Raw genomic sequence first — 22023 nt, 5'->3', positions numbered from 1 at the left:
ACAGCTGGCCATCAGACCCCAGGCTCAGGCAGAGGTTGCCCGTACCTGGTCGTTTTGTTGTTCACAGGTTGCCAGTGGCAATTGCAAGGTGAAGGTGGCGCCTTTGCCCTCTTCACTCTCGACCAGTATTCGCCCGCCATGGGCCTGCACGATCTGTTCCGATATGTAGAGCCCCAGGCCCAACCCACCACTGGCCTGCTGAGTGGCGACCCGCTCGAACTGCTGGAAGATGCGCTGCTGGTTGGCCACGCAGATTCCGATACCATGATCCTGCACCTGCACGCATGCCAGGCCGTGCTGTTCGAACACCCGCACCTGCACCGGTTTGCGCTCACCATAACGCAAGGCATTGGACAGCAGGTTGGCCAGCACCTGCTCGATGCGAAATTCGTCCCACTCACCCTGCAGCGACTCGCAGCGTTGCAACTCGATATGAGTGTCCAATGCGGTGGCCTGGGCAGCGAAGTTCTCCACCAGGCCACGTACCAGCTGGCCCAGGTCGAACGCCTTGGGCCGCAGCGATAGTTTGCCGGTGCGGATGCGCGACACATCGAGCATGTCTTCGACCAGACGGATCAGACTGTTGATCTGCCGCTCGTCGCGCTCGACCATGGCCTGCAGCTTGTCGCCACTGAAGGCAGCGAAATTGCCGCGCGCCAGGTGCAGCTTGCGCAGCTGGGTTTCCAGGATCAGGCCATTGAGCGGGGTGCGCACCTCGTGGGCAACGATCGACATGAAGTCATCACGCATGCGCACGGCATGTTCCAGTTCACCCCGCGCCGTTTGCAGCTGGGCCAGCAGCAATTCCTGCTCCTGCCGGCTGCGTTCCAAGGCCTGCAACTGGCGGTCGAGCACCTTGCGCTGGCGATACAGGTCAACGAACACCGACACCTTGCTTTTCACTGCCAGGGTGTCGAGCGGCTTGTGCAAAAAGTCCACCGCACCGCTTTCATAACCCTTGAACGCGTAGTTCATCTCGCGCCCGGCGGCAGTGACGAACACGATGGGGATGTTGCGGGTCTTTTCCGTGCCACGCATCAGTTCGGCAAGCTCGAAACCGTTCATGCCCGGCATTTGCACATCGAGGATGGCCAAGGCGAACTCGTGCTCGAGCAACAGCGACAACGCTGCCTCGGCCGATTGGGCCTGGTGCACCTCGCGGTCTTTGCCCTGGATCAGGGCGTCGAGGGCCAGCAGGTTTTCTGGCAGGTCGTCGACGATCAGCAGTTTGGCGATGGTGTGGCTTAGCATGCGCTGGGTTCCAGGGCGGCGAGCAATTGCTCGATACCACTCAAAGAAAGGATATGGTCGGGCTGGTGCAGGGCCAGGGCAGCCTCCGGCATCAGCGCCACCTGTGCGTCACAAGGGTCCTGGACCACGGTCCGGCCGCCATTGTGCTTGATATAGGCCAGGCCTTCGGCGCCATCCTCATTGGCACCGGTGAGCAGCATGCCCAGCAGGCCGGCACCGTAAGCATCGGCCGCCGACATGAAAAGGTAATCAATCGCCGGCCGGGAAAAATGCACCGGCGGCTCCTGGCTCAACGACAAGGTCAGGTCACGCTCCACCGACAGGTGGTAACCCGGCCCGGCCACGTAGATCTGCCCGGGGCGCAGCGACTGCTTGTCACGGGCCTCGCACACTGGCCGCTGCAGGCGGCGCTGCAATACCTCGGCCAGCTGGCTGTGGCCGTTGTCCGGCAGGTGCAGTACGCATATCACCGGGATGGTGACGCTGGCTGGCAACGCGCCCAGCACGGTTAACAGGGCTGTCACACCACCTGCCGAGGCGCCGATCACCACCGCGCGCACGCCGTTCATGATTTGCGGTAGATCCGTTCGGGCTTGACCAGCGGCTCGAAGCGCTCACTGTAGGCGGAAAAGTCCACCGATTCCTTGCTGCCCAGCACCAGGAAGCCGCGGTGGCACAAGGACTCATGGAACAGGCCCAGGGCGCGATCCTGCAGTTCCTTGTTGAAGTAGATGAGCACGTTGCGGCACGACACCAGCTGGGTTTCGGAAAACACGCTGTCGGTGGCCAGGCTGTGGTCGGCGAAGGTCACGTTGTCGCGCAGGGTGCTGTCCATGATGGCGTTGCCATAGGCTGCCGTGTAGTACTCGGCAAAGTCCCGCCGGCCACCGGCGATGCGATAGTTTTCGGCATACTCGCGCATGCTCTGCATCGAGTATATGCCCTGCTTGGCCTTGTCCAGCGAATGCGGGTTGATGTCGGTGGCGTAGATGATGGTCCGTTCCAGCAAGCCCTCCTCGCGCAGCAGGATGGCCATCGAATACACCTCCTCGCCCGTGCTGCAGCCGGCAATCCATACCTTGATCGACGGCCAGGTGCGAAGCAGCGGCACCACTTCGTTGCGCAGTGCCAGAAAGTGCAAGGGGTCACGGAACATCTCGCTGACCGGGATCGTCAGGTACTGCAGCAACTGCATGAACATACCGGGGTCGTGCAGCACGCGCTCCTGCAGCGCCGACACCGTCAGGCAGTCGAGCTGGCGCAGCGCATGCAGGATCCGGCGCTTGATCGATGCTCCGGAATAGTTGCGGAAATCGTAGCTGTACTTGAGGTAGATGGCCTCGATCAGCAAGCGAATTTCGATATCGGTGTTACGTTCGCTAGTCAAATTCGCTCCAGTTGCGGTAGCCACACGCGGATCAGCGAGAACAAGCGGTCCAGGTCGATCGGTTTGGCCAGGTAATCATTGGCGCCGGCCTGCAGGCAACGCTGCTGGTCATCCTTCATCGCCTTGGCAGTCACGGCAATGATCGGCAATTTGCGCCAGCGCGGTTGTTGGCGGATCAGCCGGGTAGCCTCGAAGCCGTCCATTTCCGGCATCATCACGTCCATCAGCACCAGGTCGATGTCGTCATGCTGCTCCAGGCGTTCGATGGCCTCGCGGCCGTTGCGGCCGATTTCGACCATCGCGCCCTTGTGCTCCAGCGCGCTGGTCAGGGCGAAAATGTTGCGCACGTCGTCGTCCACCAGCAGCACCTTGCGGCCTTCGAATACCTTGTCGCGGCTGCGCGCGGTCTTGAGCATGCGCTGGCGCTCGTTGGACAGCTGCGACTCGACCTTGTGCAGGAACAGCGTCACTTCGTCGAGCAGGCGCTCCGGCGAGCGCGCGCCCTTGATGATGATCGAGCGCGAATACTTGAGCAGGTCGGCCTCTTCTTCGCGGGTGAGGTTACGCCCGGTATACACGATCACCGGCGGGAAGGCGCGAATGTCCTCGGCGGTCATGCGCTTGAGCAGCTCGTTGCCGAGCATGTCCGGCAGCTTGAGGTCGATGATCATGCAGTCGTAGATGTTCTCGCGCAGCAACGCCAGGGCATCCTGGGCCATGGCCACGGCGGTGATCTCGACATCGTCGTCGCCAATCAGGCGGGCGATGCTCTCGCGTTGCAGGTCGTCGTCTTCCACCAGCAGGATGTGCTTGAGCTTTTGGGTCAGCTTGGCCTCCAGGCAGGCGAACACTTCCTTGAGTTGTTCGCGGCTGGTGGGCTTGACCGCGTAGCCGATGGCACCCATGTGCATGGCAGCTTCTACCCGGTCTTCCACGGAAATGATATGCACCGGTATGTGCCGGATGCTGGCCTGCTCCTTCAGACGTTGCAGCACGGTCAGCCCGGAATGGTCGGGCAGGCGCATGTCCAGCAGGATGGCATCGGGGATGTACTGGGTGGCCAGCTCGAAGCCCTCGTCGGCGCCCTGCGCCACCAGACAGCTGTAACCCAGCTCGTGGGCCAGGTCGAAGAGGATGCGGGCGAAGTTCGGTTCGTCCTCGATCACCAGAATGCAGCGGTTGCCGAACGGCGCGCGCTCACGGTCGTCGTCGAACGCCGGTGTCGGGCGTTTCGGTGCCGCCACCACCGGTGCCTGCGGCGCCGGAGGCAGGCTATCGACCGTCGGGCGCAGGCTGAGCGGCTCGATATCCTGCGCCACGCGCTCATACCGCTCCGGCAGTATCAGGCTGAACACACTGCCCTGGCCGGGGCTGCTGTCGACGCTGATCTGTCCGCCCAGGAGGTGCGCCAGGTCGCGGGAAATGGACAGGCCCAGGCCAGTGCCGCCAAAACGGCGGTTGCTGGTGCCATCGACCTGGTGGAAGGCGCCGAAGATCGCCTGCTGCTGGTCGGTGGCGATGCCGATGCCGGTATCGCGCACGGCAAAGACGATGCCGGTGCCAGGCTGGTAACCGATGTTCAGGCTGACCTGGCCGCGCTCGGTGAACTTGATGGCGTTGGACAGCAGGTTCTTGAGGATCTGCTCCAGGCGCTGGCGGTCGGTGAACAGAGTAGCCGGCACCTGCGCCTCGGCAGTCACCTCGAAGGACAGGCCCTTGTGCTCGGCCAATGGCTCGAACATGCCGCGCAGGCCTTCGACCAGGCGATCCACCTGAGTGTTTTCTGGGCGCACTTGGAGCTTGCCGGCTTCCACTTTGGCGATGTCGAGAATGTCATTGATCAGGTTGAGCAGGTCGTTGCCGGCCGAGTAGATGGATTCGGCGAACTTGACCTGTTCGTCGCTGAGATTGCCCTCGCCGTTCTCCGACAGTAGCTTGGCCAGGATCAGCGAGCTGTTAAGCGGCGTGCGCAGCTCGTGGGACATATTAGCGAGGAACTCGGACTTGTACTTGCTCGCACGCTGCAACTCCTCGGCACGCGCCTGCAATTCGTCCTGGGCATGGAGCAGTTCGTCGTTCTTGCGATCCAGCGCCTCGGTGCGCTCGGACAGCTGCTCGTTGGTCTGCTCCAGTTCCGCCTGCTGGGCCTCAAGGTGGGCCTGGGACTCCTTGAGCACGCGGGATTGCTCTTCCAGCTCTTCGTTGGCGGTTTTCAGTTCTTCCTGCTGCACCTGCAGCTCTTCGTTCAGTTGCTGGGTCTCGGCCAGCACTTCCTGCAGGCGCTGCCGGTAACGGGCGCTTTCGATGGAGATGCCGAGGTTGCCACCGACCCGCTGCAGCAGTTCCTCGTCACGCTCCTGCAACGGCCGCAAGAAGCCCAGCTCCAGCACGCCGTTGATCTGCCCGTTGTCGCTTGCCGGCATCAGCACGGCACTGCGCGGCAGGCCCCGGCCCAGGCCGGAACTGAGGTGGAAATAACCTTCGGGCAAGTCTTCCAGGCGCAGCAGCCGCGCTTCGCGCACGGCCTGGGCCAGCAGCCCCTCGTGATCGGCCAGCACCTGCTCACGGGCCTGTTCCTCGGCATCCAGGCCATAGCTGGCCACACGTACCAGACGGCCATGCTCGTCACGCAGGTACAACGCGCCCACCACGCTGCCCAGGTAACCGGCGAAGAAACGCAGAATGTTTTCACCGAGCATGGGCAGGGTCAGCTGGCCCAGCACCTGTTCGGCCAGTTGGGTCTGCCCGTTGCGCAGCCAGGCCTGGTGCTCCAGGCGCTCGGCCGCGCGCTGCTGGGCGTTGAAGTTTTCGTCATAGGTAGCCGACAGCGCCAGCAGGTCGCGGCGGCCGAGGTAGGCGAGCAAGGCACTGAGGCCTACGATGAACAGCACGAAGGACGATATGACCGTGACGGTGACATTGCTGACCTTCTCGTTGCGCGCCATGCGCAACTGTTGTTCGTTGCCGATCAAGGCGTCGAACTCCTTGCGGATCTCGTCCGTCAGGCGCTTGCCGCGGCCGTTGCCGATCAAGGCGCTGTAGTCACCCTGACTGCGGCGCAGGGCGATCATCTCGCTGCCAAAGGTGTTCCAGGCCTGCTGCAGGGCGATCAGCCGGTCGATGCGCTCGACCTGTTGCCGGTTATCCTCGACCATGGCACGCAGGTTCTGCAGGCTGCCGAGGATCCGCGGCTTGGCCACCTCGTAGGGGTCGAGGAAACGCTCGTCGCCGGTAATCAGGAAACCACGCATGCCGGTTTCCATGTCGATCGACAGCTTGACCGTTTCGTTGGCATTGCCGATTACCTGGTCGGTGTGCTCGACCCACTGCATGGCCGAAAGCAGGTAGTTGATCACCGCGACGAAGGCCACGGCCCCCAGCAGGCCCACCCCCAGGGGTAGGCCGACGTTGCGGCTCAACAGTTTGCGGAAGCTTCGCTGGTCCATCGAGGCTGCTTGAATCATATGAAAACGCCCGAGCTAGAAAAGTCCATTGAAAAGTGTGGCGGATCACTCGTTGTCGTTATCTGCCACTGCGTCCTGTTAAGCGAGTCTAACCAGCTTTGCCGAGTCTGGCAGGGCATTTAGCCAGTATTTGAAGGCAGCGCGCGCCAATCGTTCCATCTGATTGCTGGGGCCGGTATTCTCGGGAACTTCTGCTGCCGTCCGGTGCACAGATTAAAGACATTCATTTGCACAGGATCCGAACCATGCACCTTCTGGTAGTCGAAGACGACGACATCGTACGCATGCTGATGGTCGAAGTGCTCGACGAGCTGGGCTACACGGTCATCGAGGCGGAGCATGCCCGTGCGGCGCTGTGTATTCTCGAGGACCCGGGCCAGGAGCTGGCGCTGATGATGACCGATGTGGGGCTGCCGGACATGCGCGGCGAAGAATTGGCGGCCAAGGCACGCGAACTGCGGCCGCTGTTGCCGGTTCTGTTCGCCAGTGGTTATGCCGACAGTTTCGACGTGCCGCAGGGCATGCACCTGATCGGCAAGCCGTTCGGCATCGACCAGTTGCGGGAGAAGGTGGTGGGGATTCTGGGTAACCCTTGAGATCGGTGTCGCCCGCTTCGCGGGTAAACCCGCTCCCACAGGGTCCCCACAGCCTGCAGGGTTGGTGCAGCACCTGTGGGAGCGGGTTTAGCCGCGAAGAGGGCGGCACCGGCAACCCAACTTTACAGCTCCCTGCGCAACAGGTAGGTATCCATGATCCACCCTTTGCGCCCCCTCTCCCGCTCGCGCACTTGCAGGATCTGCGCCTTCACCGCCTGCAACGGCCCGGCAATCAGCACTTCATCCTCGGTCCCCAGGTACGCGCCCCAGTAGATCATCAGTGCCGGATCCTCGAGCCGGGCAAACGCGCACTGCCCGTCGAGCATCACCAGCACATTGTCGATCTGCCCCTGCCCGGCCAGGCGCCGCCCTGGCAACACGGTCAACGGCTCGCCGATACGGTTGAGCGGCACCTGATGACGCGCGGCCAGCGCTTGCACGCTGCTGATGCCCGGAATTACTCGTAACCGCAACGCCACACCACGCTCACGAACCAGGTCAAGAATACGCAGGGTGCTGTCGTACAGGGTCGGCTCACCCCACAGCAGAAAGGCACCGGTTTCCCCCTCGCCAATCTCCTGCTCGATCAGTTGGGCATACAGCGCCGCACGCTGCCGGTGCCAGTCCTGCACCGCGCCCAGGTAGTCATCCGCACGGTCATCGCGCGCAGGGTCGGCCACCTGCACCAGGCGGTAGCCGCCCTTGGGCCGGTAGCGTTGCAGGATGGCCTTGCGCAGGTGCACCAGCGCGTCCTTGTCACTACCTTTGTCGAGTACGAAGAACACGCTGGCTTGGCGCAGCGCATCGACCGCCTCGTAGGTGATCTGGCGCGGGTCACCCGGGCCAATGCCGATCAGCAACAGGTCTTTCATTACCCTACCCTTTGCGGGATCCAGCAGCCATTGTCAGGTGGCTGCCGGTATTTGGCAAAGCGACCCGTCAGAAGATGGAGAAGTTGTAGCTGACAATGACCCGCGTCTCGTCCATGTCCCGCGCCCACTTTTCATAGTTGCTGCGGTAAGTGGAATTGCGCAGGCGCACGCTGACATCCTTGAACGTGCCACTTTGCACCTGGTACTTGAACTCGGTGTCGCGTTCCCACTCCTTGCCTTCGACCATGCTGCCCGGCACCTTGATATTGTCACCGTTGATATAACGGGTGAAGAAGGTCAGGCCGGGCACACCCATGGCCTTGAAGTCGTAGTCATAACGCACCTGCCAGGAGCGTTCCCGGGCGGCGGCAAAGTCATTGACCTGGGCATAGTTGACCAGGTACGGGTTGGTGCCATCCAGGTATGGCATGGCACTGTCGCCATACATGCGCTGCCAGCCGGCACTGAGCTTGTGACCACCCAGGCTGTAGCCGAGCATGCCACTGAACGCGCGATGGTCGATTTCGCCAGCGCGGGCATTGCCGATCTCATCACTCTTGATCAAGCGCAGGTCGGCCGACAGGCTGCCCACCGCCAACGGCTGGCTGGCCACCAGGCCAAGGAAGTGCTGACGGTAGATGTTCTCCAGCTTGGCCACCTGGTACTGGGCGCTGAACCGCTCGTTGAAACGGTAATCGACGCCGGCCAGGTCAAAGTGGTCAGCCTCGATATCGCAGGCATAGCGCTTGTTCTTGCAATGCACGCGAATGTCCTGACGGTCGGTGGAGTCCCGTGCGGTGTACTTGTTCAGGCGGGCCAGGGTGAACTTCAGGTCGCGCACTTCTTCGGAGGTGAGCATGGCGCCATGGAACATGGTGGGCAGCAGGCGGCCATCGTTGTACTTGAGCAGCGGCATATCCGGCATCATCGAACCGTACTTGAGCACGGTATTGGAAACCTTGGCCTTGGCCGCCAGGCCCATCTTCGCGTACTGGTCCTCCGAGTGCCGCGGGTCGTGACCGGAAGACGGCAGCAGGCCGCTGTTACTGTCCGCCGGGCTGGAGTCAAGTTTGAAGCCGAACATGCCCAGCGCATCCACGCCAAAACCTACCGGCCCCTGGGTAAAACCCGACTGCACATTGAGGATGAAGCCTTGTGCCCATTCTTCGCGTTTGGACGCACCCTGGCTGGAACTGCTGTGGCCGTCACGAAAGTCCCGGTTGAAATAGACATTGCGTGCTTCGACCTTGGCACTGCTGTCTTCAAGAAAACCGGCGGCCTGGGCATTGACACCGGCGCACAACAGAAACAGGCCGGCAACACGACGCCCGGGGGCGAGAGGGAAAGGGGCAAACATGCGAGGAAACATCCAGAATCAAGGCGAGTAAACAACCTGTGGCACGTATTTGCCACGGTACTGCGAGGGGGCCGAACAATAGCCGGCCATGATCTGAAATTATCGCGCGAAGGCTCTGGCACAAGCCATTGGACCATGGTCTAAGCGCACCACGAGGCAACCGCGGAAAAACCGGGAAATACCGCACGCAAAACTAGGAAAGTTCCCGAATTACTTACAAAAAGTTTGCAGTTTACCCAGTACTCACGAATGACTACACTCCATATCAGCGAACAGCGAAAACCAACCGCGTGGCCGGCGTTTTTATTCTTCTTCAATGTTCGTTACGCCCTGCCACGACCGACGTACAGGAGTGATTACAGTGTCCAGACTTGCAGAGTTTCGTGCTGCCGAAAAAGCGCTCCAGGAACAGATGGCGCAACTGGAAGCGTTGAAAAAGGATGCCGGCCTCAAACGCGAAATCGAATTCGAGCAGAAACTAGTCGGCCTGATGAAAAGCTACGACAAGAGCCTGCGCGATATCATCGCCATCCTCGACCCGAAGGCCGTGGCCCGGGTTTCCAGTACAGCGCCCAAGCAACAGCGCCGCCCGCGCGTGGTAAAGGTTTACACCAACCCGCACACCGGCGAGCGGATCGAGACCAAAGGTGGCAACCACCGCGGGCTCAAAGCCTGGAAAGAACAGTATGGCGCCGCCACGGTAGAAAGCTGGGTACGCTGATGAAACGTCCACACGCACTTCACACATTTTTCACAAGGGCTGGCTCAGTATCGAGACAGCTAAAGGATTAGCGACCCCATCACGCGCCCGCACATGCGGGCCTCTAATTCCAGCGCCCTGCCTTGTGCAGGGCGCTTTCATTTGCGCAATCGGCGCACTGCCGTATCATGGCCAGCCTGTCTGTTTTGCCGGCGCCCTGCGCCCGGCCCCGTCTCAGGAGTTCCCATGAGCCTGCACGATCTGCAAACCCTGCCTGGCGTCACCGCACAGCCGGACACCGCCACCGCCCAGTTCGTCTTCAACCACACCATGCTGCGGGTCAAGGAAATCGAGAAGTCCCTGGACTTCTACACCCGCGTACTGGGCTTCCGCCTGGTGGACAAGCGCGACTTCCCCGAAGCTGCCTTCAGCCTGTACTTCCTGGCCCTGGTCGATCCGGCGCAGATCCCTGACGATGACAGCGAACGCCACCAGTGGATGAAATCGATCCCCGGTGTGCTGGAGCTGACCCACAACCACGGCACCGAAAACGATGCCGAGTTTGCCTACCATAATGGCAACACCGACCCGCGCGGCTTCGGCCACATCTGCATATCGGTACCGGACGTACGCGCCGCCTGCGCGCGCTTCGAGGCACTGGACGTGCCGTTCCAGAAACGCTTGCAGGATGGGCGCATGAACTATCTGGCCTTCATCAAGGACCCGGACGGTTACTGGATTGAAGTGATCCAGCCGACCGAACTCAAAGGCTAAGCGTTATAGCCGCTCGCTCGTCGGGCCGGGAACTTCCGGCCCCTTGCTGTGGTATACGAAGGTAACTGCTTCACATGCCACAGCGAGGTAAGGACGATGCAATCTCTTCACTGTGAATACCGCAAGCACACCATCACCGCCAGCGTGATGCCCCACCCCGACTCCCCTCTGCCCTATGCCGCCGGGTGCCTGATCACCGACCCCGACGGGCACACCAGCAAGCGCATGTCGATGCCTATGAAGTTCTTCTCCGACCTTGAGAACGCGCAGCATGTGTCGCTGGCCCATGGCCGGGCGCTGGTCGACCAGCAGCTGGATGAAGGGCACAAGGTGTTCTGATTCTTGTTGTTGCCTGTACCGGCCCTTTCGCGGGTAAACCCGCTCCCACAGGGATAGCGCCGGCATGTAGCAACGGCGCTATCCCTGTGGGAGCGGGTTTACCCGCAAAAGGGCCGGTACAGGAGTAGTCAGATATCCCGGGCGTACGCCACCGCCGCCTCCACCTGCGCCCGAGTCGGTCGCACTCCGGTGTACAGCACGAACTGCTCCAGCGCCTGCAGCGCAATCACCTCCAGCCCGGTGATCACCGGCTTGCCCAACGCCTGCGCACGCCGGATCAACGGTGTGCATTCCGGCATCGCCACCACATCGAACACCCGCTCCGCCGCAGCGATGGCGTTCTCGGAAAATGCCAACGCCTCGGCGTCCGGCCCGCCCGCCATGCCGATCGGCGTCACGTTCACCAGCATGGGTGGGCACAGGTCCCCCAGCTCCGATACCCAGCGATAACCACACACATCCGCCAGCTGCCGCCCGGCCTGCTCATTACGCGCAACGATGATGCCTTCAGCGAACCCGGCATCTCGCAAGGCGCTAGCCACAGCCTTGGCCATGCCACCACTGCCGCGCAAGGCAAACGCCGTTGTCGGGTCGACCTTGTGCTGTTCAAGTAACTGGCGTACGGCCAGGTAATCGGTGTTGTAGGCCTTGAGGTGACCATTGCTATTGACCAGGGTATTGACCGCCTCGATGGCCGCCGCCGACGGGTCTATCTCGTCAACCAGGGCCATGCAGGCTTCCTTGTACGGCATCGATACCCCGCAACCGCGGATACCCAAAGCGCGGATCCCTGCCACCGCCGCCGGCAGGTCGTCGGTGCGCATGGCCTTGTAGTAGAAGTCCAGGTCCAACTGCTGGTACAGGTGGTTGTGGAACCTTACACCAAAGGTGCCGGGGCGGCCGGCCAGGGAGATACACAGCACGGTGTCTCTGCTGGGAATTGTCGACATAACCTGCTCCTTTGTCATAACTGAAACGTTTGTTCAGCGTAACAGAGGTGACCGCTGGTCGTCCCTTACACAACCTTTACCGTTCCCCCGTGCTCAGCTGACGAAGAGTGGAGTCATATTAATAGGACCCCACACTTGGGGTGTCCTTGCGAGGGTTTCTTTATGAACCGTCACATTCCCGGAATCGCCCTGCTGGTCGGTGCTCTGGCCATCAGCGCGCCCGCTGTCGCCCACGGCGGCCATGGCCATGGCGGTTGGTATGGCCCGGGACCGCTGCTGGGTGCGGCCGTGGTTGGCGCCGTGGTCGGGGCGACGGTTTATGGCGGACGTGACCGTACGGTGTACGTCGAGCGCCAGCCGGTCTATTACGCGCCGCCACCGGTGTACGTGCAACCACCGCCACCGCCGGTGTACTACCAGCCGTACTACGCGCCAGCGCCACCGCCCCCCGGCTACCGCACCTACTACGGCCCGCCGCCGGTGTATTACGGCCCGCCGCGCTGGTAAATGTTGATAGAACCAATGACCACTATCGAGGAAGTTAATTTCAAACCGTCCCGGCTGCTGCGTAAGGTAGGGCCATGTTTTACAGGAGGTCCCCATGGCCACTATCCAGATCATGTCCGTTGTCGGCAGTGCCGTCCCCAACTCACTGCGTGAGCAGGGTCTGCTGGCGTGCTGGTACCTGGTACGCAACGGCGAAGCCGTAAGCGGCCCGATGCCGACCCTCGCCTCGGCCCAGGCACTGGTCGAACAGTTGCAACCAGGCACCCTGGTCGCCTGACCCGTATTTGTTGTGCGTTGCTCCCTACGCCCTTCTGGCCCGCCTACCTGGCGGGTCTTTTTTTTTGCTTGCCGAGAGTTGTGTGGCGCCTGTGAGATCGAGCGCCCCCGGCAGCGGCAGAATCTGATCAAGCCATGCTGTCTCCACACAGAAGCAGTCCATAGCATGGGCGTGAACAGAATCTGTCTTGCGGGCCGCCTTCACTCACCCTGCTTCCCGCGCAGGCGGGCGATCCCCTCGCCCTGGACGGTGACTTGCCGGGGGAGATGGCCGCGACGACTGGTCAGCGCTTCGATCTTGCCTTCCAGGCGCCCTACGGTTACCACCAGCTCATTGCGCTCCTTGGCAAACTGATCGGCCCTGGCCTGCGCTTCTCTTCGGGCGTCACGCTCGATATCGAGCAGCTCGTTCAGGCGCCGGACCACGCCAATATCAGCGGTGTCCATCGCACGGTCGGCCGCATCCCTGGACAGCCACTTGCGCAGCCAGAGGAATGCACCCAGCAACACGGTGCCCGTTCCGCCCAGCCAGGTGACGGTGCCCGGGCCGAGGTCCGTCGGATCCATGAAAACCTCATTACGGATAGTGATTTCGTAAGCCCTGGAGAACAGCTTCTCGGTGGCTTTCCTTGCTTGCATAGTAAATTTAGCCTACGGCTAATATTACAGCAAGATAAATTTAGCTTTGCGCACATTTAGCAGTTAGCTAAACACTGGCATGCTTCGCCTCATGGACATCTACGAAATTCGCAAGCACAACCTGGTCAAGCTGATCGGCAGCCAGAGAAAGGGATCCTGCGCGGAGCGCTGGGGGATGGCGCCTGCGCACCTGAGCCAGATTCTTTCGGACAAGACAGCGAAGAACCTGGGCGATGACGTGGCCCGCAGAATCGAGGGCATCGAAGGCTTGCCGCGGGGATGGTTCGACGCAATGGCAGCGGGCGACCAGGCGCAGGCGCCAACCGAGACTGGCGACAGCAAGCTTTCAGCGGCCGACCTGGTCAAGCAGATGCTTGCCAGAAGCGGCAGAGGCATCCCCGAAGAAACCCGGCAAAGGCTACTGGCCGCCGCCGAGGAGCCGGCAGACTCGACGCTGGTGAAGGCTGAACATGTTCGGCCAGGCCTGGTGGGTGACGAAGTATGGATCGCCCACTACGACGTTCGGGCGGCCATGGGCGGTGGTCAGATCCCCCACGACTACCCCGAGATGTTCAAGGATGTTCGCGTCAGCCCAAGCCACCTGCGCGAGCTGGGCGTGGAGTTCAGCGAGCACCACCACCTGAAGATGGTGACCGGCTGGGGCCAGTCGATGGAACCGACCATCAAGCACCGCGACCCTCTGATCGTGGATGTCAGCATCCGCGAGTTCGTCGGCGATGGAATCTACTTCTTCTCGTGGGGCGACCACATCTACATCAAGCGGCTACAAATCGCGGACGAGGACCATTTCGAGATGATTTCCGACAACTCACGACACAAAGATCGCATGATTCGCCGGGAAGAGACCTATATCCAGGCCAGGGTACTGCTGGTATGGAATGCGCACCTTGTATGAAGCGAAGCCCGCCACTCCGGCGGGCTTTTTCTGATGCTCAGAAAGGTGCCGCCTCCTCAACCTGCTGTTCGCTGTCCTGCTCGACGACAAAGTCGTCACGCTCCTCCACGCTGCTACGCTCCCAGCGCACCGTCACACTCTCGTCGTCGTTGAAGGTCAGCTCCAACTCGGGCGTCTCGGCCAACAGGCCCATCACCTCCTCCCATTCAGCATCACCGTCGGTATCCAGACGATGCACCGTCACCCAGCGCTGCGTCTGCGCGAGCGGGTGGTTGATCATCGCTGACACCCGCAAGCTAAGGCGCTCTATTCCGGTTATTTCCTGGCGCTGATGGGGCGTCGACTTCATGTGGTTAGACATATTCTTATCCTGATAGCTGTATATTCGTACAGTATTCAAGGAAAGCTTATCTCACCGCCAAATCCAGCGTAAAGCCCCCGCTGCAGAAAATTTTCGCCAACAGGTAATTTGTCGCCCGGCGAAATAATTTTAGCTCATAGCTATTGACCGATGATTAGCGTACGGCTAAATTTCATTCCGACAGCCGCCTCCGTGCTGCTGTAGCGCAAACCGTCATCTTTATCCAGGAGTTCCCCCATGAGCGTAGATATCAGCAACCTCACAATCGCTGTTCCGGTAGCCGTATCGTCGATCAACCCCGTAGCGACCGAACTCACCGGCACCGAAGCGCTTGCTCGATACCCGAGCTACGTGACAGCGCTCAGCGATGGTTCGATTCAGTTGTTTGCTCCCACCAAAGGCGCTTCGAGCAAGAGCACCCGCAGGACCCGCTGCGAATGGTCAGAACCGGAATACTGGCCCCTGGATCACGCCAAGGACCACTGGAACCGCCAGGAAATGACGCTGACCAAGGTCAACTGGGCGCAGAAGGTGGTCATCGCGCAGATGCATGTATACGGGGACGACAGCCCGCCCGTGAAGGTGTTCTGGAAGAAGGGCGACATCACCTTGGGATTTCGACGGACCTACAACCAGACTGACCCGGTGAACTCGACCGTGCTGAAGGGGGTGCCGCTGGGAGCGAAGTTCGAGGTGAGCATCCACGCCACCTCGGCAGGCGTGATCAACGTGACGGCCAAGTGCAACGGTGTGGCCGGTTCGTCCGGCGATCTACAGTTCGACAGCACCTGGGCTTCACGGCTATTCGAGTTCCACGGTGGGGTCTACAACCAGGTGGACTACACCGATACAACGCCCGCCGATGACGGCTCGATCTGCATCATCAGCGAACTCTCGCTGATCCATGCCTGACCCCAGGCAGCCGGCAAGACATCCCGATGCCCCGCATCCAGCGCAGGTTGCATCGGGATGGCCCTGGATTGCGTGGACCCACTCCTGTCCTACACAGAAACTGACTCCAAGCAGAACCCAGGGTGAAAAATTGCGAATCGCCAGTAACGAAAGGTAATTTGCGCAATAAAACAGAAGCCATACCGAGATTATTGGTGATCCTTACGAATTTAATTAAATATGAATATCTAAGGTATAAGAGATCAATCAAACGGCTCTGCTTCCGTGCACCACACAGCGCTAAGCACAGGGGTAGACGACGCTGTATTTCATGGATTAGAGTACTGCCACAGTAGAGCATCGCTGCCATGGAGGCATTTATGTTAATACATCCCAACCCTCAACATACTGCACTCTGCGAAAGTCATCCATTTAGCCACACAAATCATTAAATATGATTCACAGCTAAAACAATCTGGCGCGATCAACTGCCTAAATACTCGATCGTGGCCCATGGTGCTTTAAGCGTTACGACCAATGGACGGTCCATTCACATGCTTGCTATCACTCCAAAAGCCTATCTCTATCGCGTCTTTATCTTACCCACCATTGCAATCTCGACGAAAGTGCCCCGCCTCAAAAAGCCGACGGGACTACCACTTCTAGAGAACACTCCCTCCTCCGAATAAATCGCGAACCAACCACCCCATACGTATTGCGCCAAAAGTTGCGCAACACAGCAGCCACGGATCCCCTATTGACGGCCATACTCCATCAAGAAAAGTTTGAGGTCAACCATGCTATCTACAGACAACGAATTACCCATAGAAAAAAGTAGCCAGCCTTTAAAGAATTTCTGGGCAGACACCTTCGCACTGAATACATTTTGCTACTTTATTTCCTTGCCTATCGAACTTGGCTTTGCGCAGATGACACTCAGCACGCATCTAAGCGCCCGACTCGTAGGACTGTTCATCATCACCAGCACTGCCCGCCCCTTTGGCATATGGCGCGATTACATCTTTAAAAAATTCGGGATTTCCGACAGTGACAAAGGCCTGAAACCTTACCTCGTTGATACGCTGGCCTACCTCTCATTTGAACTGCCTCTCTACATGATCAACATGACCATAAGTGGCGCAACGTTAATGCAGGCCATCAAGGCCGCCCTGATATTCTGCATTATTGCGGGCTTTGTTGGCAGGCCCTATGGAATTTACCGGGCGTTCATCAGAAACAAGCTATTCAACCTGAACTGAGAAGACAACATGGACATTGATTCAATAGTTCACACCATTACATCGCAGAAAAACCTGAGAGAAAACATTGTAATCGACTGTGGCCATACCACCTTATTTTCATCTCACGACGGCTATTCTTTCGGTATAAAAGGAGAGCCCAGCCCGACAGAGACCCTGACATTCAAACTGGGCGTTAAATTATATGACGCCCTAAAGCATCACAACAAGAACGTATCGATAAACTTGTATCTTTCCGACCTTATAGGCATCAAGGGAGGAAACGATGAACGACGAAAAATCACCCAGGACATTCAACACAACAAGAAGATCGCTTACATCCCTGCCGCCTATAAAAACATACTCGCAGCGAGTGAAATACCTTTAGACAAGGTAGCCATTCATTTGCAATCCAAAGGCAATGATCTCTTCAGAAAAATCATGCGACGGACCCGCTCCGGGCTTGAGCTTCTCAAGTCAACTCATCCAAATTACATAGACGAGGTATTCAAAAAAACAAATTCACTGTTCCTCACCACCGAGGATCAGGGCATGTTCTCGTTGACCACTCCCTATCTGTTCGACACCCAAGATGAAGACGCCTACTTCGGAGGTTCTTGGTGGAAGAGCAATGAGAGCCAAATCAAGCAGAGCGACCTGGAAAACTGCCCCATGGCCCGCTTGAAAAAGAATCCTGTGATAAATCTCTACGAAACAGGCGGACGAGTTCTTTGCCCTGCGACCTACGGCGGCTTGCTTTGCCAATACGACAACTCCGTAGACCATATTGCGATTTATGCAAGAGCAGATGACGAGTTCGTCGGAGAGAAGGTCTATCGCGGCGTTATATCAGCCAGCCTGCTGATCGAGAATTTCTCCAGAAATTGCGCACAGATCATCATTAATAACGAAGAACTGGTCGAGCACAGCTTCTTTGAAAAAGATACGATTGCTCGCCCAGACACAGACAGCGCCAAGTTCACAAAACAGATACAAGACCTGCTAAACCGCAACAACATGGAATTGATATAAGGACATATATGATCTACCTAGACAGCGCGGCCTCTGCATTGCCTTTCGAAGATGCCGTAGTTTTCTCCCCAGCATCTGGAAACCCTTCAAGTAATCATCCTGTCGGCGAACGAGCCAACGCAGTGCTCGAAAAAACCAGGGCACAACTGAGCATGATGTTTGGCGGCCGCCCAAGTGAGTACCATTTTTGCTCAGGTGCCACTGAAGCTGCCAACCTGATCATTCAAGGAAGATGCAACTTCCTCAAAATGAACAATTCGACAAGAAACGAAATAATTGTCAGCGCCATCGAACACCCTGCCATATTCAACACTGTTGAACATATGCGGCGCTCCGGCTTTATTGTTCACGTTGCTCCCGTCGATCACCGTGGCATCATAGAAGCCTCCTTTATTTTTGACATGCTCAATGAGAATACGGCAATGGTATTGGTCATGGGCGTCAACAATGAAACGGGAGCGCGCCAACCCATCGACGACATCGCCAAAAACATAAAAAGCATAAACCCGGAAGTCTCTTTCATTTGTGACGGTGTACAAACACTGACAAAAGTCACCCCTCCTGATTTAACCTATATCGATGCCCTTATCGGTTCCGGCCACAAACTGGGAGCAGCAAAGGGGATCGGCTTTTTTTACCTGAATCGGCGCTTCAGACTATCCCCTTTGTTGTTCGGCGGCGAACAGGAGGCTGGCGTCAGGCCTGGCACAGAGAATCTCTACGGGGTAGAGTCTTTATATAGAGCTCTCGAACATCATCAGAACAACGCCGAGGGATACCATAAGCACGTTCGTGCCTTGAACCTGCTCCTTCAAAAGACCCTCGAACAATCAAATATCCCATTCTCGCTCAACACCCATGACGGTGAGACTTCGGGCTATATACTCTCCATCTGTTTTCACGGTATCGATGCCAGCAAAGCGATCAAGTTTCTCTCGCAAAGGGGTATTTGCGTCTCGAAAGGCTCAGCTTGTAGCAGTGTCTCTTCTACACCTTCTCGGGTTTTGAGCGCTATGAAGCTTAGCCCTTCTCAGATGAGTTCTACCTTGCGCATCTCTTTCAGCCCGCTAAACGTTGAGGACGACGTTCTCACCTTTTGTGCTGTCATGAAAGAACTGCATTCACATGACATCGAAACCTCGACGCTGGAATAACAAATCCACCGGTAAGCCACATCAGTGAACGAAGCAGTACGACGAATACGCGTTCGTCGTACTGCGAAGTCGCGTACTGCTGTGGGGTTGCTGCACCGGGACGGGATCGATTTCGAGAAGAAGACGGCTCACATCGGCCGGATCATGGTCGAACAGCAGACGGTCGAGGCGAAGGGCTTCAAACACCGCCCCAATACAACTGTCGGCATACTTATGCCATGAGGATTCCAGGTCGAGGACGACCTGGGAAATCCACTGCTCATCAGGGAGGGAATCAGCAAGGCAACCTACAGAGATCGGCAAGAGCTCGCGCTAGATATCGCACTTGCGCGGGAGAACCTGGCTCGACGCGGGCACTTTCTCGAAGAGTGGACTGCACAGGGATGATCACCTTTCAGTACTGCGTACTCAGCCAAGCGCTCCCTGGCTTCATCCATATCGAACGTCTCAGGATTGAACGGTCCGCCTAGCCACTCGACGAGTGCGTGTCGGCGGGCATTGCGGTGGCCAGCAAGTACCCTGCAAACGTGGCCGACGTAACGGAACTTCTCCATCCGCTGCATGGCGCAGAGATCGTCTGTGCGGATGCGGGCTATACCGGGACTTAGAAAAGACCGGAGCATGAAGGGTGGGCAGTGATCTGGCAGATCGCTGCGCGACGCAGTACTTACAAACACTTGGGCAAACGCAGCGCTCTACAAAGCCAAGCGCAATATCGCACAGGCCAAGGCGCAGGTACGTGCGGAAATGGAGCATCCGTTCCGGGTGATCAAACGCCAGTTCGGCTATGTAAAGACTCGCTTTCGCGGCTTGGTCAAGAACACGGCGCAACTGACCACGCTGTTTGCGCTGTCGAATCTATGGATGGTGCGCCGATAGTTATTGAACGTTGCAGGAGAGGTAGGCCGGTAGAGCGCAAGAACCAGGGTAAAGCCCTGGCTTTGAAGCGTATGAGGGCTTAGAAATCGGCATTGCGCCGTCGGGACATTGGTTATTCCGGGCTCAGGGAGACTCGTTCGGAGTTTCCCTGAGGGGTGGCCGGAAACGTAGCTTACGGACTATTGGGCACAGTTACGGCAGCGAGGGTTAGCACATGGTTCCGAACATCGCGAGGCCACTTTGAAACAAGCTGCTGCAGCCTGCCCAGATCGCCGGCGAATAACGCGCGCGTGGCTTCTTCAAAGCCAGGGCTGTCTCCCGCCATCACTTCCATGAAGCGGTATGCGGCTTCTTGGGCTTGGCGCAGTCGATCTGCCTCTTTGCTGGATCGTAAACCTTGTTCGACCAGTTTGCGTAGTGCTACGGAAGCGCCCCCTGGCTGAGTTGCAAGCCACTCCCAATGCCTCGGCAACAGCGTAACTTCACGCGCTATTACACCGAGCCTGGGGCGGCCAGCAGTTCGTCCCGACGATGTCGGTAAAGCGCTATCAGGCGCGGGCTCCTGCTGCTGTGCGGCGGGCAAGCGCCTAAGAACTGCGGATAGGGAACCGCGGAGATCGATTTCTATGCGCTGACTTGTCTTGGCGTCAAAAACCAGGACGTTATCGCTGGCCTGAGAATCGGCAATACGCTTAACGTCAGTTGCTACCTCTCGTGGCGCACCTGACGCGATGCATTTGCTTTTCGAGAAGGCGATCCATGACGTGTGCTCGGTTGCATTCATTTGCGTTACCTCGAAAATTGGGTAGCGCAATTTTATCCGGGTAAAAATTGCTTCGTCAATATTACCCGGATGAAATTATTACCGAGACTCTCCGGGGATCGCATCGTTTCGCGCCCTAACGTTTGGCTAATCGGGCCTGGGCGCGCTGGCCAGAGCCAAGGACATCGCGCATTACCGCTCAAAACAAAAGCGCCGGGTGTCGACCGAGTCGCCGTTCATCTTCCAGCCAGCAGGCTCGTCGCCACACATCACCGTACCGGAGACCGCCGTCAAACACTTCAACCAGGCGGTCAAAGCGAAGGGCTTCAAGCCCCGCCCCCAGTACAACTGCCGGCATGCTTATGCCACGATGTGCCTCATGTCAGGGATGAACCCCGCTTTCATTGCAGGGCAGCTTGGCACTCGGTTCAGGTGCTCCTTTCCACCTACGCGAAGTGGCTGAATTCGGCTAACGACTGGGCCGAATTGGCGACACTGGAAACGAACGTAATTGGTACAGAATTGGCAGAGGATTAAATTTCGTTCACGTTGTGCCCTTTAGTCATAAGGCATTCGACAGCAATTCAGCCATACTCCAAAATGCAGCGGTTTTTAGGGGGAAAACCCTTGCACAGCCAACGACATACCAACTTTTAGTGAGCCTCAACGTGAAAACATCCCTGTCCATCCTCAGCCTGCTGCTGTTGCTCACAGGTACTGCGACCCTTCCGTCGACCGCTGCTGCACAACCCCCGGCCCAGGTTCAACGTGACCCGTCCAAACTGCACCTTGCATCAGGCAGTGCCCTGCTGATCGACCTGAACACCAACCAGGAGCTGTATTCAAGCCACGCCGACCGCGTGGTGCCGATTGCCTCGGTAACCAAACTGATGACGGCGATGGTAGTGCTGGATGCCAAGCAGCCCATGAATGAGATGCTCACCATGACCATTGCCAACAACCCGGAAATGAAAGGTGTGTATTCGCGTGTGCGCCTGGGCAGCCAACTCGACCGCCGCGAAACCTTGCTGATTACCCTGATGTCATCGGAAAACCGTGCGGCCAATACCTTGGCCAACCATTACCCCGGCGGCTACCCGGCGTTCATCAAAGCGATGAATGCCAAAGCCCGCAGCCTCGGCATGGCGCACACCCGCTACGTCGAGCCAACCGGCCTGTCGACGCAAAACGTGTCCACGGCTCGTGACCTGGCCAAGCTGCTGATGGCCTCGCGCAAGTACCCGATGCTGAGCGAGCTGTCGACCACACGCGAGAAGACCGTGGCCTTCCGCAAGCCCAACTATACCCTGGGCTTCCGCAACACCGACCATCTGGTGAACAAGAGCAACTGGGACATCAAGCTGACCAAGACCGGCTTCACCAACGAAGCCGGGCACTGCCTGGTGCTGCTGACCCGCATGGACAACCGCCCGGTGGCCATGGTCATCCTCGATGCCTTTGGCAAGTACACCCACTTCGCCGATGCCAGCCGCATGCGCCAGTGGCTGGAAACCGGCGCTGCCAAGCCGGCGCCGGCGGTGGCCATGCAGTACAAGGCGGAGCGGCAGAACAAAGGGCGCCTGGCGGCCGATTAACCACCGCCTGGTGCTACCCGGTCCCTGAGCGGCCTTGTGTCGCGATGGGCTGCAACGCAGCCCCGACGATTTGGGCGGTAAT

The 22023-nt window shown here is 58.6% G+C and carries 22 protein-coding genes and 1 pseudogene; 13 read left to right on the top strand and 10 right to left on the bottom strand.

Annotation, left to right across the window (positions count from 1 at the left end):
* Nucleotides 1-24: 24 nt before the first annotated feature.
* From CAY82_RS11325 to CAY82_RS11310, 4 genes are read right to left on the bottom strand one after another with little or no spacing between them, the layout of a single operon-like run.
* Nucleotides 25-1251, bottom strand: coding sequence for a hybrid sensor histidine kinase/response regulator (locus CAY82_RS11325; RefSeq protein ID WP_087501272.1), 1227 nt, complete (start codon nucleotides 1249-1251; stop codon nucleotides 25-27).
* Complete coding sequence (locus CAY82_RS11320; RefSeq protein WP_087501271.1) at nucleotides 1245-1820, bottom strand: chemotaxis protein CheB; 576 nt, start codon at nucleotides 1818-1820, stop codon at nucleotides 1245-1247. The genes CAY82_RS11325 and CAY82_RS11320 overlap by 7 nt, the downstream gene beginning before the upstream one ends.
* Nucleotides 1817-2638 carry a protein-glutamate O-methyltransferase CheR gene (locus CAY82_RS11315; RefSeq protein ID WP_087501270.1) on the bottom strand — a complete coding sequence of 274 codons (822 nt, stop codon included), beginning with the start codon at nucleotides 2636-2638 and terminating at the stop codon, nucleotides 1817-1819. The genes CAY82_RS11320 and CAY82_RS11315 overlap by 4 nt, the downstream gene beginning before the upstream one ends.
* Nucleotides 2635-6102: a response regulator gene (locus tag CAY82_RS11310; RefSeq protein ID WP_087501269.1), complete on the bottom strand. Its 3468-nt coding sequence runs from the start codon at nucleotides 6100-6102 to the stop codon at nucleotides 2635-2637. Before CAY82_RS11310 ends, CAY82_RS11315 begins: the two co-directional genes overlap by 4 nt.
* Before the next feature lie 245 nt (nucleotides 6103-6347).
* Between CAY82_RS11310 and CAY82_RS11305 the strand changes: the two genes are divergently transcribed.
* Nucleotides 6348-6698 (top strand): response regulator, encoded by a 351-nt coding sequence (locus tag CAY82_RS11305; RefSeq protein ID WP_087501268.1) that lies wholly within the window; start codon nucleotides 6348-6350, stop codon nucleotides 6696-6698.
* A gap of 122 nt (nucleotides 6699-6820) precedes the next feature.
* Here CAY82_RS11305 and cobF read toward each other — a convergent pair whose 3' ends face one another.
* Nucleotides 6821-7570, bottom strand: a complete 750-nt coding sequence (gene cobF / locus CAY82_RS11300) for a precorrin-6A synthase (deacetylating) (RefSeq protein ID WP_087501267.1) — start codon at nucleotides 7568-7570, stop codon at nucleotides 6821-6823.
* Nucleotides 7571-7637: 67 nt separating this feature from the next.
* Entirely contained in the window at nucleotides 7638-8927 is a 1290-nt protein-coding gene (locus CAY82_RS11295) for an OprD family porin (RefSeq protein WP_087501266.1), read from the bottom strand.
* 361 nt (nucleotides 8928-9288) lie between these two features.
* On the opposite strand from CAY82_RS11295, the gene CAY82_RS11290 reads away from it, so the two are divergent.
* From CAY82_RS11290 to CAY82_RS11280, 3 genes are all read left to right on the top strand, one after another.
* Nucleotides 9289-9648 carry a histone-like nucleoid-structuring protein, MvaT/MvaU family gene (locus CAY82_RS11290; RefSeq protein ID WP_087501265.1) on the top strand — a complete coding sequence of 120 codons (360 nt, stop codon included), beginning with the start codon at nucleotides 9289-9291 and terminating at the stop codon, nucleotides 9646-9648.
* A gap of 225 nt (nucleotides 9649-9873) precedes the next feature.
* Entirely contained in the window at nucleotides 9874-10401 is a 528-nt protein-coding gene (gene gloA, locus CAY82_RS11285) for a lactoylglutathione lyase (RefSeq protein ID WP_087501264.1), read from the top strand.
* A gap of 96 nt (nucleotides 10402-10497) precedes the next feature.
* Nucleotides 10498-10740: a hypothetical protein gene (locus tag CAY82_RS11280; RefSeq protein WP_063914904.1), complete on the top strand. Its 243-nt coding sequence runs from the start codon at nucleotides 10498-10500 to the stop codon at nucleotides 10738-10740.
* Nucleotides 10741-10868: 128 nt separating this feature from the next.
* Here CAY82_RS11280 and CAY82_RS11275 read toward each other — a convergent pair whose 3' ends face one another.
* Nucleotides 10869-11690 (bottom strand): shikimate 5-dehydrogenase, encoded by an 822-nt coding sequence (locus CAY82_RS11275; RefSeq protein WP_087501263.1) that lies wholly within the window; start codon nucleotides 11688-11690, stop codon nucleotides 10869-10871.
* A 162-nt stretch (nucleotides 11691-11852) separates the two neighbouring features.
* On the opposite strand from CAY82_RS11275, the gene CAY82_RS11270 reads away from it, so the two are divergent.
* Nucleotides 11853-12197: a hypothetical protein gene (locus tag CAY82_RS11270; protein WP_087501262.1), complete on the top strand. Its 345-nt coding sequence runs from the start codon at nucleotides 11853-11855 to the stop codon at nucleotides 12195-12197.
* Between the two features lie 94 nt (nucleotides 12198-12291).
* Entirely contained in the window at nucleotides 12292-12474 is a 183-nt protein-coding gene (locus tag CAY82_RS11265) for a hypothetical protein (protein WP_087501261.1), read from the top strand.
* Between the two features lie 200 nt (nucleotides 12475-12674).
* Here CAY82_RS11265 and CAY82_RS11260 read toward each other — a convergent pair whose 3' ends face one another.
* Nucleotides 12675-13040 (bottom strand): chemotaxis protein, encoded by a 366-nt coding sequence (locus CAY82_RS11260; RefSeq protein ID WP_087501260.1) that lies wholly within the window; start codon nucleotides 13038-13040, stop codon nucleotides 12675-12677.
* A gap of 163 nt (nucleotides 13041-13203) precedes the next feature.
* Between CAY82_RS11260 and CAY82_RS11255 the strand changes: the two genes are divergently transcribed.
* Entirely contained in the window at nucleotides 13204-14028 is an 825-nt protein-coding gene (locus tag CAY82_RS11255; protein ID WP_087501259.1) for a S24 family peptidase, read from the top strand.
* Between the two features lie 37 nt (nucleotides 14029-14065).
* Here CAY82_RS11255 and CAY82_RS11250 read toward each other — a convergent pair whose 3' ends face one another.
* Entirely contained in the window at nucleotides 14066-14389 is a 324-nt protein-coding gene (locus CAY82_RS11250; protein ID WP_087501258.1) for a DUF1654 domain-containing protein, read from the bottom strand.
* A 237-nt stretch (nucleotides 14390-14626) separates the two neighbouring features.
* Here CAY82_RS11250 and CAY82_RS11245 point away from each other — a divergent pair, with 237 nt between their 5' ends.
* From CAY82_RS11245 to CAY82_RS11225, 5 genes and pseudogenes are all read left to right on the top strand, one after another.
* A complete protein-coding gene (locus tag CAY82_RS11245) occupies nucleotides 14627-15301 on the top strand; it encodes a polysaccharide lyase family 7 protein (protein WP_087501257.1) in 675 nt (224 codons plus the stop codon).
* Nucleotides 15302-16077: 776 nt separating this feature from the next.
* Entirely contained in the window at nucleotides 16078-16539 is a 462-nt protein-coding gene (gene alaE, locus CAY82_RS11240) for an L-alanine exporter AlaE (RefSeq protein ID WP_087501256.1), read from the top strand.
* Between the two features lie 9 nt (nucleotides 16540-16548).
* Nucleotides 16549-17550, top strand: coding sequence for a hypothetical protein (locus CAY82_RS11235; RefSeq protein WP_087501255.1), 1002 nt, complete (start codon nucleotides 16549-16551; stop codon nucleotides 17548-17550).
* Nucleotides 17551-17558: 8 nt separating this feature from the next.
* Nucleotides 17559-18704 carry a cysteine desulfurase family protein gene (locus CAY82_RS11230; protein ID WP_087501254.1) on the top strand — a complete coding sequence of 382 codons (1146 nt, stop codon included), beginning with the start codon at nucleotides 17559-17561 and terminating at the stop codon, nucleotides 18702-18704.
* Nucleotides 18705-19225: 521 nt separating this feature from the next.
* Nucleotides 19226-19583 (top strand): annotated as a pseudogene (locus CAY82_RS11225) (transposase); the annotation flags it as partial.
* A gap of 172 nt (nucleotides 19584-19755) precedes the next feature.
* Here CAY82_RS11225 and CAY82_RS11220 read toward each other — a convergent pair.
* The gene (locus CAY82_RS11220; RefSeq protein WP_087501253.1) at nucleotides 19756-20367 is read right to left on the bottom strand and encodes a DUF2239 family protein; all 612 of its coding nucleotides are present in this window, start codon (nucleotides 20365-20367) and stop codon (nucleotides 19756-19758) included.
* A 647-nt stretch (nucleotides 20368-21014) separates the two neighbouring features.
* Between CAY82_RS11220 and pbpG the strand changes: the two genes are divergently transcribed.
* Nucleotides 21015-21941 carry a D-alanyl-D-alanine endopeptidase gene (gene pbpG / locus CAY82_RS11210; RefSeq protein ID WP_087501252.1) on the top strand — a complete coding sequence of 309 codons (927 nt, stop codon included), beginning with the start codon at nucleotides 21015-21017 and terminating at the stop codon, nucleotides 21939-21941.
* Nucleotides 21942-22023: the final 82 nt, after the last annotated feature.

The sequence above is a fragment of the Pseudomonas sp. SID14000 genome, assembly GCF_002165135.1.
GTDB lineage: Bacteria > Pseudomonadota > Gammaproteobacteria > Pseudomonadales > Pseudomonadaceae > Aquipseudomonas.
This window is presented reverse-complemented; position numbering and strand designations above follow the sequence as displayed.